Source organism: Candidatus Epulonipiscium viviparus, assembly GCF_030708075.1.
In the GTDB taxonomy this organism is placed as follows: Bacteria; Bacillota; Clostridia; order Lachnospirales; family Cellulosilyticaceae; genus Epulonipiscioides; species Epulonipiscioides viviparus.
Genome location: NZ_CP117982.1, coordinates 2913959 through 2925864 on the forward strand (window position 1 = coordinate 2913959; position 11906 = coordinate 2925864).

General features: G+C 32.0%; 13 protein-coding genes. 3 read left to right on the forward strand and 10 right to left on the reverse strand.

Going from position 1 to position 11906, the window contains the following annotated elements; genetic code table 11:
• Positions 1 to 12: 12 nt before the first annotated feature.
• The 5 genes from PCY70_RS12430 to PCY70_RS12450 form a co-directional block, all read right to left on the reverse strand.
• The gene (locus PCY70_RS12430) at positions 13 to 1020 is read right to left on the reverse strand and encodes a type 2 periplasmic-binding domain-containing protein (RefSeq protein WP_305767584.1); all 1008 of its coding nucleotides are present in this window, start codon (positions 1018 to 1020) and stop codon (positions 13 to 15) included.
• A gap of 47 nt (positions 1021 to 1067) precedes the next feature.
• A complete protein-coding gene (locus PCY70_RS12435; RefSeq protein WP_305767585.1) occupies positions 1068 to 1628 on the reverse strand; it encodes a type 2 periplasmic-binding domain-containing protein in 561 nt (186 codons plus the stop codon).
• A 231-nt stretch (positions 1629 to 1859) separates the two neighbouring features.
• Positions 1860 to 4034 (reverse strand): helix-turn-helix transcriptional regulator, encoded by a 2175-nt coding sequence (locus tag PCY70_RS12440; protein WP_305767586.1) that lies wholly within the window; start codon positions 4032 to 4034, stop codon positions 1860 to 1862.
• A gap of 138 nt (positions 4035 to 4172) precedes the next feature.
• A complete protein-coding gene (locus tag PCY70_RS12445) occupies positions 4173 to 5411 on the reverse strand; it encodes a methyl-accepting chemotaxis protein (protein WP_305767587.1) in 1239 nt (412 codons plus the stop codon).
• A gap of 125 nt (positions 5412 to 5536) precedes the next feature.
• The gene (locus PCY70_RS12450; protein WP_305767588.1) at positions 5537 to 5815 is read right to left on the reverse strand and encodes a hypothetical protein; all 279 of its coding nucleotides are present in this window, start codon (positions 5813 to 5815) and stop codon (positions 5537 to 5539) included.
• A gap of 185 nt (positions 5816 to 6000) precedes the next feature.
• Here PCY70_RS12450 and PCY70_RS12455 point away from each other — a divergent pair, with 185 nt between their 5' ends.
• Complete coding sequence (locus tag PCY70_RS12455) at positions 6001 to 6372, forward strand: metal-dependent transcriptional regulator (protein ID WP_305767589.1); 372 nt, start codon at positions 6001 to 6003, stop codon at positions 6370 to 6372.
• Between the two features lie 245 nt (positions 6373 to 6617).
• Here the strand turns inward: PCY70_RS12455 and PCY70_RS12460 are convergent, their stop codons facing one another.
• The 3 genes from PCY70_RS12460 to PCY70_RS12470 form a co-directional block, all read right to left on the reverse strand.
• Positions 6618 to 7640, reverse strand: coding sequence for a sugar kinase (locus tag PCY70_RS12460; protein WP_305767590.1), 1023 nt, complete (start codon positions 7638 to 7640; stop codon positions 6618 to 6620).
• Positions 7641 to 7694: 54 nt separating this feature from the next.
• Positions 7695 to 8651 carry a bifunctional 4-hydroxy-2-oxoglutarate aldolase/2-dehydro-3-deoxy-phosphogluconate aldolase gene (locus PCY70_RS12465; protein WP_305767591.1) on the reverse strand — a complete coding sequence of 319 codons (957 nt, stop codon included), beginning with the start codon at positions 8649 to 8651 and terminating at the stop codon, positions 7695 to 7697.
• A gap of 72 nt (positions 8652 to 8723) precedes the next feature.
• Positions 8724 to 9350, reverse strand: coding sequence for a hypothetical protein (locus tag PCY70_RS12470; RefSeq protein WP_305767592.1), 627 nt, complete (start codon positions 9348 to 9350; stop codon positions 8724 to 8726).
• Positions 9351 to 9484: 134 nt separating this feature from the next.
• Here PCY70_RS12470 and PCY70_RS12475 point away from each other — a divergent pair, with 134 nt between their 5' ends.
• Positions 9485 to 9679 (forward strand): hypothetical protein, encoded by a 195-nt coding sequence (locus PCY70_RS12475; protein ID WP_305767593.1) that lies wholly within the window; start codon positions 9485 to 9487, stop codon positions 9677 to 9679.
• Between the two features lie 111 nt (positions 9680 to 9790).
• Here the strand turns inward: PCY70_RS12475 and PCY70_RS12480 are convergent, their stop codons facing one another.
• Complete coding sequence (locus tag PCY70_RS12480) at positions 9791 to 10321, reverse strand: cob(I)yrinic acid a,c-diamide adenosyltransferase (protein ID WP_305767595.1); 531 nt, start codon at positions 10319 to 10321, stop codon at positions 9791 to 9793.
• Positions 10322 to 10429: 108 nt separating this feature from the next.
• Complete coding sequence (locus PCY70_RS12485) at positions 10430 to 11092, reverse strand: single-stranded DNA-binding protein (RefSeq protein ID WP_305767597.1); 663 nt, start codon at positions 11090 to 11092, stop codon at positions 10430 to 10432.
• Positions 11093 to 11469: 377 nt separating this feature from the next.
• Between PCY70_RS12485 and PCY70_RS12490 the strand changes: the two genes are divergently transcribed.
• Positions 11470 to 11904, forward strand: a complete 435-nt coding sequence (locus tag PCY70_RS12490) for a hypothetical protein (RefSeq protein WP_305767598.1) — start codon at positions 11470 to 11472, stop codon at positions 11902 to 11904.
• Positions 11905 to 11906: the final 2 nt, after the last annotated feature.

Here is an 11906-nt window from a genome sequence, read left to right on the forward strand (position 1 = left end):
AGTTAGTATAAACTATCTAACAAGATATCGATCAAGTGCAGATTGCTGAATATCAATAACTTCTTGAATTTTCATTTTGTTGAGTGTCGCGAGAAAATCATCATATTTATCAAAAGATTCGATGCCCATAATAAACTTGGCAGCCATTTCGTTTACATAAGTAGTAACGTCACTCATAATTTTGGAGTAGCGATCGTTTTCTTCTAGAGTCATAGTTAAAGTTTGAGGCATAATATAGGAATAATCCGCATTGCTAGCCCAGGTGTCCCAAGCAACTTGATATTGAGGATCGCTATACATCAAGGATTGATTTTCCCAGTCCCAAACCATAGCGCTATCGCGAAGCATATACTGTCTTTGAACTTCGTTAGTGGTTAGCCCATCTGGGTGATTCCAATAAAAATCAGTGTATTGATGCTTGCCGTTTTCATCTATATAATAAGTAGCGGACATATCATCTTTGCCAGTTCCGAGAGTTCCCCAAGATATTTCGGTAATACCTTCGGGGCTGTATAAATGATCAACCCACTGAATAATCTCGATAGGATTTTTGGCATTGCTCGAAATGTATGCAGGAGATTGGTTGAATGGCTCAACATAGTCTCTTAAATGAATCTGATCTCCAACATTAAGTACGGGATATGGGGTAATTAAGACTTCCACTTTTTCGTTTCCGAGCTTTACAGAAGTGGATGGAGCGGAGATGATACTATTTGCGTGCAGTACAGAAGCCCCCATAATTCCGGCATCAAAATCTGGGCGAATATCTTTAGCCTGATTCTTAGAAAGGTAATCTTGGTCTAATAGGTCCAGGTTATACCATTTGCTAAATAGCTGCAAAAAGTCTTTATACCCAGGTTCTAGAGGGCCAAATTTTACTGTACCATCGACGTTGATAAATTCTGCTCCGGGAGCTACGCCATAAGCACTAGAAAATGCGTAAAACAGTCCGCTAAATTCGTTGTTCGCGCCAAAGCTAAATGGAATTTTAACCCCCATATCTTTAAAGGCGAGTAGCATCTCTTCCCAGTCTGCAATAGTAATAGGTGTATCGAGCCCAGCTTTGTCTAAGAGTTTTTGTTAACCATAGGTCCGTTAAAAGGAAGCCCTTGCATTTCTGGGTCTGGAAGAGTTGATCCGAAGTATGCCAAAACGCCGCTGTCGGTATAAGCACCTTTTTTCATATCCTCCGAAGCATTAATGCGTGCCATATAGTTTGGAGCATATTCTTCAACAAGATCTGTGATATCTAAAATTACACCATCTGCTAATGCGCCGTCGACTCCTCCGCGATAATGAAGAGGTAAATTGTATCTAAATAAATCTGGCATTCCATCGTTTCCACCAGCCAATAAAAGGTTCATTTGAGACTTTTCTTGGCCTACGGGAGGGCTTACATAATCAACTTTCATTCCGGTTTGGGCTTCGAGTCGCGCAGCAGCAGGATGGTCGTTATGGTCTGTAACGGCTTTAGAAGTGATAGAGTGCATTCCGAGCCAATATTCAAATTCGCCAATTCCCTCAGGTCCATCGTGAACGACTGCCACTTTTTCTTCTTCGCCACCGCAGGCTACTAGAGATGTTGTTAGCAATACCGCTAATAATGCTGTTCGTAATGTTTTCTTCATAATTAATTCCCCCTATTGTTTTATTGTATTTGAAAATGTCAATTAGAATTTTGTTTGATACAGATATTCTACATTGTAAAAAAATTATTGTAAATCGGCTATTTTTTTCGATATTTAGAGCGAAATGCTAGTATATCAAGGATTTGTGTAAAGCGTCTATATAAAATCTTCAATATTTGCCACGTCGCGTTATTTTGCACAATCGAGAAAAAATGTAATTTTGAGGATGTTTTAAGGTTTCCGATATTTCCCAGGAGTAATACCTTCGTATCTTTTAAACACTCTAATAAAGACATCAGAGTTTAAATATCCAACATCTTCTGCGATTTGCTTAATTGTGAATTTTGTCTTTAATAAAAGGTCCTTGCTCTGTTTGATTCGATATATATGAATATAATCAGAAATATTTATGCCGCATTCTTTTTTAAATTTCTTTGACATAACTGATAAACTGATTCCAAAATTATCGGCAACCATGCTAACCGATAATGAAGAGTTTTTGTAGTTAACGGAGACAAACTGCTCAACATCTGCAGTAAAACTTGTTGACTTCATTTCTTTAGAGTAGTTGTCAAGTTGGTCTAAATATATATTTATAGCGTCAGCGATGTCGGTAACAGATACCTTTGTTTCAATGATATCATATAATTTTGCTAGATTATCTGTATCAGAAGAAGGCATACTCATCAAAATGTTAAGAATGCCATATAGCTTACATTTAATCACCATAGCCTGGTTTGCAAATTTACTTGTTAGTATATCGGTCATATTTTTAAGCATAATTTGAGCCGACTTATAATTTTCATCTGTTATAGCGCTTTGGAAGTTTTTTTCGTATTGGTAGTATTTGGTGTTGTAAGTATAATTTTTTTTACTATCAGATTGATATTCTTTGGTTGAAAGACCTGTCACAAGACATTGTTCTAATGCGTTCATTGCTTCATTATAAGCCTGATAAAGATCAAAATAGCTATCTTTAACATCGCTAGCGGCGGCAATAATTTTGATAGGGTCTAACTTACTTAATAAATTCTCGATGTTATCCATTAGTGGACCTTTATTATACGCATTTTGATCATAATTAATTATAAATACGATCATCCCATTCAAATAAATTTCATATATCATAGCATTTTGGTCAATTAGTTGTTCTATTTCTGCCATTATAACTGGAAAAATATTGTTAGGAGGCTTTGTGGTGTTTGCATATAGAATAGCAACTCGATATTTGCTATAGTTAAACTTTAAATTATGATAATTAATCAATTTGGTATAATTTTCTCTATCTTCTATTTCTGAGGTAATCAACCTATTAAGAAAATAAGTTTGCAAATACCTTTCGCTACTTTCCAAGGTGATTTCTAATTTCTTTTTATCAATAATAAGTTGAGTAACGGTATTATTTATAAATTGAAAAGCATTATAATCATCAAAAAAATTATTGTGTTCATTAAGTAATGAAATAGTATCTCCAATAGACTGATATTCTCTAACTTTAATGATTCTGATTAAGATATATAAAATAGCAGCAAATAAAACGATGCTAATTAGGGTAATTAAATTTAGTAGTGTGGCTCCTCCGGTTATTTTCTTAGAAGGCAGTAATAAAAAATAGTTATAGTTTGAAGTTGCGGAGCTAATTTGATAAGAAAAATAGTCATGGCTTCTATCAAGAGAAACAAATTCATTATTTTTGAGATCGCCTTCTGCCTTGTTTGCTAAATTTTGATTATTATAGTAGATTATTTCTCCGGATTTATTAGTAAGCACAAAAAGCGCATCATCGTCCAGGATCGTATAATCGAGGATATTGTCCAGCTGCCTCAAATTGATTTTGATAATAACGTCGATATTGGCAGATTGGATTGTATCAGCATATAATAGACTAGCAATATTGGTAGTATTTGTCATGTATATAGGTAAAATTTGACCGTTATAATTTTTATCTAAAAAAACTCTAGGACTTGGCAGGTGAGTAAAAAATTGTGTAATCTCATTTTCGGAAATAGCATCAATTACTTTATATGTATTGGGATTAAAAATAATTTCCTGATCTTCAAAATATATTAAATAACTTTCGATTAATGGAGTTGTTAGAAAATACGTTTCAAAATTATCTGAAAATTTGGCAAAGTTATAACGATCTTCTGGTGCAAGCGGTTCATTAGCTGTGAGTACACTTAGCGTAGAAGGAGAATTTTGAATATGTACTACAAAATCATTGAAATCTTGAAATTGTTGATCTAATTGTAGCGCAATGTGTTCTATAATAATCTGATTAGACTTAATCGCTTCTTTTTTGACTAAATTGGCGCCTTGTAGTGTTAAAATAATAATAGAACAAAAAGGAACTGCTAGTACGATTAAAAAATAAACGAAGATAGTTAAATGCCATTTTTGTTTCATATAATCCTCCTTTTTAAAAATTTATTTTTATTATACATGTTTTTGACTGATTTGTCATCTGAAATATTCTATAAATCAGTAATTTTTAGGCAAAAAAATAGAACCACATATTGAATTAATGGTTCTAATAGTATAAAACTAAATTTTAAATTTTTCTACTTGTTGATTTAAACTATCTGCCTGAGTGGCAAGACCCTTTCCGACTTCGGCTGTATTCTTAAATATTCGTGAATTATCATTAATGGCCGTGCGGAGAGAGTCCGTTTGTTTGATAAGAGTGTTAATAAGACCTTGTTGAAACTTGGTATTTTCTTGTTGTTCGATTGTAAGCTTAGTATTTTCGTCCATGCTAACGGTGATTTCCTCCAAGACTTTGGCGGTTTCGTGAGCAGTGTTTTCTCCTTTTTTAACACTTTCTAAACTGTGTTTAATAACTTCATCTATTTGGCTAACAGTTTCTGAACTCTTAGTAGCTAAATCTCTAATTTCATTAGCAACAACTGCAAAGCCTTTGCCAGACTCACCAGCTCTAGCCGCTTCAATAGCAGCATTCAACGCAAGTAAATTGGTTTGAGAGGCAATATCTTGTATGATTTTTGTGATATGAGAAACGTTGTTACTTGATTCACTGATATCTTGCATAGATAGTAGCATTCCTTCCATCATTTTGGAGCTATATTCAACTTTGGTTTTTGTATCTTGTAATGCTTTAGCTGTTTTTTCAACATGTTGAATATTATTATTGGTATTATCCGTAATTTTATTGGTTGAAGAGATGAATTCTGAAATAATATTTTCTTGTTCTTCAACTTTTTGAGAAATCAATTCAGAATCATTCAAAATTTGATCAGCATTGATGGTAAGTTCTTTTGTACTACTTTGAATTTTATGAATTACATTACCAATTTGGAGATTAATCTTGTTGATAGATGTTTCCATAACTTTAAAGGCACCTTGATAATGAATTTTAGGTTTATTCGTTAAATCACCTTCAGCGATAGATTCGAGATTTTCAGATACATCTGTTAGCAAAGCACTAGTGTTTTGAATCATATTTCGTAAGTTGTTTGCAACTGCGCCTAATTCATCTTGAGATGTGTATTCTACCCAAACATTGTAATTGCTTTTTGCAAGGTCAGTAATTGTATTTTGAATTTGTTTAAGAGGCAAAACAATAGTATTGCCAAGAAAACGTGAAATGACAGCGATTAAAAGCGTTGATATAACAGCTAAAACTATGGCAGTAATTCTGATGTTATTAGTTAAATTAATGGTTTCATCAATATCTTTTTTTGATGTTGAACTAAGTGTATATGTAAGTTCTTCTGAAAGTTCAATAACTGCTGCCACTGCGGGAGTGCATTCATTGATGATCATATATTCAGATTCTTCAAACTTATCAGAAGATATTAAATTTAAAATTTCCCCTCCTATTGTAAGCCAATGGGCAATTTCATTTTCATACTCTGTCGCATTAATATTGTATGAGTATAACTTTTGTTCTAATTCTGTAACCTCTTTTGAAAAATCTGAAATTTCTCGATTAAGTCTGGATTAATTTGTAAATCTCTGATATCTTTTGCAATAGATAGTATATCAGTAGCATGATTTTTAATGTCAGATTCAAGTTGATAAGAATTATCTATAAAATTTTCAAACTTTTGCCTAGACATTTGTAGGCCCCATATTAAAGACCAAATAATAGCTAAAGACATACCAGTTATTATTACATTAGATAAAATTAATTTTTGCCAAACAGACATATTTTTAATTTTATTCATGGCTTAATACTCCTTTCGAATTTATAACAAAATTATATAAAACTTTTGTAAAAAATACAATACCTAAATGAAAAAAAAAAGAATTTTATCTTAGTTTAATGATTTTTGGTATAAAAAATCGTATATTGCATTTCCCTATGAATTATGCTACTATAATTTTAAAAGCGGCTTTGGAGGTATATTATATGAAAATACAAGAATCGGCAGAAAATTATTTAGAAATGATACTTATACTGGGACAAAAATTAGGTCAGGTGCGTTCGATTGATATCGCGAAGGAATTGGGATTTTCAAAGCCTAGTGTGAGTATTGCAATGAAAAACCTTAGAGAGAATGGATATGTAGAGTTGGATGACCATGGCTATTTAGTTTTAACAGAGAAGGGAGTGGCTATTGCAACGAGAGTATATGAGAAGCATAATCTGGTGACACAGTTGCTGAGGTATATTGGAGTATCGGAAGAAATTGCAAGGATTGACGCTTGTAAAATAGAACATGATCTCAGTACAGAAACAGTAGAAAAATTGAAAGAATTTATAAACAAAATATCGAACTAAAATTATATGGTAAAGAGACTAATAAAGCCTCTTTATTTTTCGTTTGATCTATTAGTCTGATCTATTTTGAGCCAAGCTCTCACAATTAATATCAATATAGATATCACCATCAATTTTACAAATAACGGTCCTAGGACATTTATATCAACTATTTCTGGAAATATAAAATATAAAATAAGAATTGTGATTGCAGGGAAGGTTAATTTACGAGAAACCTTTTCAAAAAAGTTTTCCATTCAATATAATTATCTTTGAACTCTACCAGATCCATCGCCTTGAGCAAGTTTAGAAACTTCATCTACTGATACAAGATTAAAGTCACCTTCGATTGTGTGTTTTAAGCAACTTGCTGCCACAGCAAATTCAAGAGATTCTTGCATACCCATATTGTTAAGCATAGAATAAATAAGCCCCGCACCAAAACTGTCTCCGCCACCAACTCTATCGACTATTCTAACAGGATATTTTTTTGAAAATACAGTTGTTGTGCCGTCAGTGAGCATAGCAGCCCAATTATTGTCACTTGCAGTAATAGATTCACGCAAAGTTATGGCAACTTTTTTAAATCCAAATCTATCGATTAATTGTTTAGCAACATCAATATATCCATCATGGTTAATTTCTCCGCTAGTAATATCAGTATTCGCTGCGTGGATGCCAAATACATCTGCGGCATCTTCCTCATTAGCAATACAAACATCTACATAAGGCATAAGCTTAGCCATTGTTTCGCCCGCTTCTTGCTTAGTCCACAAATTTTTTCTATAATTTAAATCACAGGATACGATAATACCTTTTGCTTTACATACTTTGAGAGCATCTTCACAAATTTGAGGTAAATTATTTTTAAGAGCAGGAGTGATTCCAGTAAAATGAAAATATTCTGCACCATCTAAAATCTCTTCCCAATTGAAATCTTCTCTGTTAGCAAGAGCAATAGCAGAATTAGCTCTATCATAAACAACTTTAGAAGGACGCTGAGATGCTCCTTTTTCTAAGAAATAAATACCGACACGATCTCCGCCTCTTGTAATATGGCGAGTGCACACTCCAAATTTGCGAAGAGAATTTACGGCACCTTGTCCAATTTCATGTTTTGGTAATTTTGTAACATACTTAACGCTTACTCCGTAATTTGCAAGAGATACAGCAACATTAGCTTCGCCACCTCCATAAAGAGCAGTATATAGATCAGTTTGTACAAAACGAGTGTATAAAGGAGGAGCGAGTCTCAACATAATTTCTCCAAATGTTACTACTTTAGCCATCTTAAAAATCTTCCTTTCAATATTTTTTATATTTTTTTTAGTATTTTTTATATTTTAGTTAGCAACTAAGTGACAAGCAAAACCACCGATTTCGTCTGTAAAGTAAAGAGCAAGAACTTTGCCATCTTTTTCTTTAAGAGAACTGTCATCAAACTTTAATCCCATAAGCTCAAAGTATCCTCTAGCTCTTTTAATATCATTAACTCCAATTGCTATATGACCACATTTACCGCGACCAGGTTCCTTCATTATTTCAACTTCATCTGAAACAAAGAAAGAGCTATTTCCTTCTTTAGATTCGGCCATAAATACATCGGCGAAAAGAGATGTGATTTTGGCAGCATCTTCACAGCTAGAAGCATTGACACCAATATGGCGAAGCTTAATTCCAAGTGCAGCCTTAATAGCTTTTTTGCAAAGCGTACTAATTTCGTCAAATTTTCCTTCATCCATAAGATTATTTGGAACCATAAAAGAACCGCCACAAGCGATAATTTTGTTATACTTTAAATATTCACCAATATTTTTTTCGTTGATTCCACCAGTAGGCATAAATCTTATTTTGGTATATGGTCCGGCAAGATTTTTGATGGCATTAAGACCTCCATTAACCTCGGCAGGGAAAAACTTCACATCATATAAGCCAAGTTCCATAGCTCTTTCGATATCAGAAGCATTAGCAACTCCGGCGAATATAGGCATATTTTTAGATTGAGCATATTTAACAATAGTTGGATTTAATCCAGGGCTTACTAAAAATTCAACACCAGCCTCAATCGCATCATCAACTTGCTGAGTGGTGGTAACTGTTCCAGCTCCGACAAGAAGTTGTGGATATTGTTCTTTAATAAGTTTGATTGCAGCTTTGGCGTGAGTAGTTCTAAAAGTTACTTCCGCACAAGGGATGCCACCGTCTAATAAAGCTTTTGCAAGAGGCAAAGCATGATCTAAATTTTCAATTTTAATAACTGGTACAACACCAATTTTTTCAATTTTTTCTGTGATAGTCAAATTAAATTCCTCCTAAAATAAAAATTATACAAGCATTATAACAGATAAAAAATTTTTTTCAAGGTAAATTTTTCAATATTTTATCCATTCTCCATCAGATTCATATGCGACAATACTCTCTTTGAGGTCGCGAATTCCAATTTTAAAAGAATTGTTTACGGTTAAGACATTTATTGTCCACAACAAATTTATTTTATATCGAATTAAATGTCCGGCATCTTGGTTAGTTAAGTAAATGGTCTCGAGTACATCGATATTGATAGTATTATCAGTATTTACTTGAAATTGATCGATTCTGGTACTTACTTGAGCTTGCTCAATGATTTTGTTCTCAATAAACCAGTTATCAAAAGTGTCTGTAAATTCATTTATAAACTTATCATGAATAAAATCGTTTAAATAAGCGGGATTTTGATCCAAAATTGCTAAAGAATACTTATCATAAAAACGTTGGATAAAACTTAAAAACTGATCTTCACCATATGGAGATAAAACACCCTCAGATTCGTATAGTAATAATTCATTCTCTGTATTTGCAGGAGGAGTGGCGGCTATGGGAATAGTTGAAGCTAATACAGTTACTTGATTATTATAATGTAATATTATGGTAAAAAATCCGATAATTGTTCTGGTTATAATTTTGTGATATTGATTGTTTTCTGTTTGTTTTCTAACAAGTGTTTTTAGAAATTTTTGCATAATGTTCACCTTTATATTAATTAGATTTTAAAGAGTATAAGCTATGAAAGAATTTTTATATTTTGTGTAACAATTTTTTTTTGCTATGCATACTATAGTAGGAGTATGGATTTATTTTTTGAAAGGATGATGGTATGTCATTATCAATTAGTCATATTTTAATTTGTTGTGCAATAGTTTACGTTCTGTATAAAGAATACCCAGAAAAATTTGAAGCAATCAAAAATTTATTTACAGATACTATAGCAGGTAAAGAAACGTATCTTTTAATAGGTGTAGTAATTTGTTTTTTATATTTACAAAATGAATTAGATTTAAAGTTACTATAATATAGGTGTGATATGACATATTCTAATTATTATCGTCTATTCGAACTACTACTCTTTAGAAACCGATGGACTTGATGCCCCAAATAATGGTAGTAGCTTTGTTTTGTGTTATTAAAATTCTATACCTTTTCTAGCATCCACGTTATTATCTATTGGATGCTTTTCTTTGTGTATATTGCTTACATAATCGCTTAAAGCTTTAATTTCTTCTGGAACAATTCGTCCAGTCATAATAATTTCAGTATAATCTTTCTTTGATGACAAAAACTCTGCTAATGCATCTACACTATATAAATTATTTTCAACTACACCTAATATTTCGTCTAAAATAAGCACATCACATTCTTCGGTTTCTATAACTTTGCGTGCAAATTTCATGGCAGTTTCAACTTCAGTTTTGAGCTCTGCTTTTTCTTCATCAGAGAGTGTGCAAAAAAATCCTCGTGGTTTTTCAAAATGAAAGATTTTAAAATTTGGCTCCAAAGTTTTTAAGACTGATATTTCACTCGAAGTGTTACTTTTTAAAAACTGAATCATAATAACTTTTAAGCCAGCACCGATAGCACGTACACCAAGACCAATACTAGCAGTGGTTTTTCCTTTTCCATCTCCACAATATACTTCTATTAATCCATTGTTCATAATTCACCTCAAATAATATATTTTGTTTAGTATAAATTATATTTGGATTAAATGCAACAAAAAAAGAAGCACTGCTATTAACAATGCTTCCTTTATGTAGTTCATATGTTATTCTTCTATTATATCTTCTTTGGGTTTATTGTTTTCATCGCTAATTTCCATTTTAGAAATAGAGACTTCATAGGCAGTTTTTTGAATTACTTCACCGCTCTCTAATTTTTTTTGATACGTTCTACTTTGAATTCTGCCCCAAATTTCAATAGCATCTCCTGTTTTTAGACTGTTAGCAAATTTGGCATTTCTACCCCAAGTAATACAAGGAATATAATCAGATTTATGATAAGATCTATTTACTGCTAATAATATGTCAGTAATCTCACGACCAAAAGGAGTTGTTCGATACACAGGATTTTTGCATACAAAACCTTTTAGGTGGAGAGTATTAGCGTTTTTAACTAGTTCTTTTTCTTCCACTTCTTCTATTTCAAGAGCAAATAAAGTTAGTATTAAACGATTTTTTCCTTCTTCATATTGGTTATATGATCTGAATTGTCCAGAAATTTTAAAAATTTTACCTAAAATATTATCTTGAGTAGGTAAAAGTCTTTCAGATATTGTAATCGGCACAATGTCCGTTGATTCGCTTAGACGAGGTATTTCTATATTAAAGTTGTAAAATCCTTCTCCATAAACCTTATGACTAAAAACCGTCTCGGTTACCGCTTTTCCTATTACTTGTACTTCATTATTCTCTAAAATATGATCGTTCATTTAGCACCTCTTTCTTGTTTTCTTCACAAATGTTTTGTAAACAGTATCAACTGTCATTTATAGCATATGTGACACATGTTAAAATATACCACCATTTGCAAAAAAATACAAGTGTTTATCTGCTATTTTTTTAAATTTTATTGTAAAGATAATGTTTTTCCTAAATCTGATGTTGCTTGAATTTTTTTATTATACAGTAATATGAAATGTTTTACAATATATAATTTAGACATAATCTTATTTTAGTAGGCTGCGTATTCAGGTTAATATTAAAAAAAAGAATAAAATATTTTCCATTTTTTTCACAGCAAAAAGAAAAATTTACATTATAGTTTTTTTTGATTTTTGGACATAATAATTATAAAGGGGGAAATACAATGCCTAAATTATTAACAGAAACTGAACTAAAAAATACTTTATTAGAGTTTAAAAATATATTAAGCGAATTTGACTTTTCGATTCTTAAAAATTTAATATTTTTCAATCAAGAATCTTTTTTTCTATATGTTGAAAACGTTAGGAATAATCCTTTTAAAAAACAATTTACACTGATAAATGAAAAATTAGATACATTACAGCCATATTTGCCATTTGTAAAGACAGAAAGGGCAGCTGAATTTTTGGGTGAAATTGCAAAGGCAACAAGCGAAGCAAAGTCCAAAGAAATTAAACTAAGTTATACAACTAAGCTTAGGCAAGATTTTTTTGAATTTACTAGAAAACTAAATAGCAGTATTCAATGGGATAATATTTTTAAAACCTGTGAAGAAATCAGGCTACACAAAGAAGAAACGGCTCTTATGGCTACCTGATT

Excerpts from the sequence above, each read along its gene's own strand:
- PCY70_RS12480 (WP_305767595.1), bottom strand. The coding sequence starts at position 10,321 with ATGAACAATGGATTAATAGAAGTATATTGTGGAGATGGAAAAGGAAAA.
- PCY70_RS12460 (WP_305767590.1), bottom strand. The coding sequence starts at position 7,640 with ATGGCTAAAGTAGTAACATTTGGAGAAATTATGTTGAGACTCGCTCCT.
- PCY70_RS12455 (WP_305767589.1), top strand. The coding sequence starts at position 6,001 with ATGAAAATACAAGAATCGGCAGAAAATTATTTAGAAATGATACTTATA.
- PCY70_RS12475 (WP_305767593.1), top strand. The coding sequence starts at position 9,485 with ATGTCATTATCAATTAGTCATATTTTAATTTGTTGTGCAATAGTTTAC.
- PCY70_RS12435 (WP_305767585.1), bottom strand. The coding sequence starts at position 1,628 with ATGAAGAAAACATTACGAACAGCATTATTAGCGGTATTGCTAACAACA.
- PCY70_RS12470 (WP_305767592.1), bottom strand. The coding sequence starts at position 9,350 with ATGCAAAAATTTCTAAAAACACTTGTTAGAAAACAAACAGAAAACAAT.
- PCY70_RS12485 (WP_305767597.1), bottom strand. The coding sequence starts at position 11,092 with ATGAACGATCATATTTTAGAGAATAATGAAGTACAAGTAATAGGAAAA.
- PCY70_RS12440 (WP_305767586.1), bottom strand. The coding sequence starts at position 4,034 with ATGAAACAAAAATGGCATTTAACTATCTTCGTTTATTTTTTAATCGTA.
- PCY70_RS12450 (WP_305767588.1), bottom strand. The coding sequence starts at position 5,815 with ATGAATAAAATTAAAAATATGTCTGTTTGGCAAAAATTAATTTTATCT.
- PCY70_RS12490 (WP_305767598.1), top strand. The coding sequence starts at position 11,470 with ATGCCTAAATTATTAACAGAAACTGAACTAAAAAATACTTTATTAGAG.
- PCY70_RS12445 (WP_305767587.1), bottom strand. The coding sequence starts at position 5,411 with ATGATCATCAATGAATGCACTCCCGCAGTGGCAGCAGTTATTGAACTT.
- PCY70_RS12430 (WP_305767584.1), bottom strand. The coding sequence starts at position 1,020 with ATGCTACTCGCCTTTAAAGATATGGGGGTTAAAATTCCATTTAGCTTT.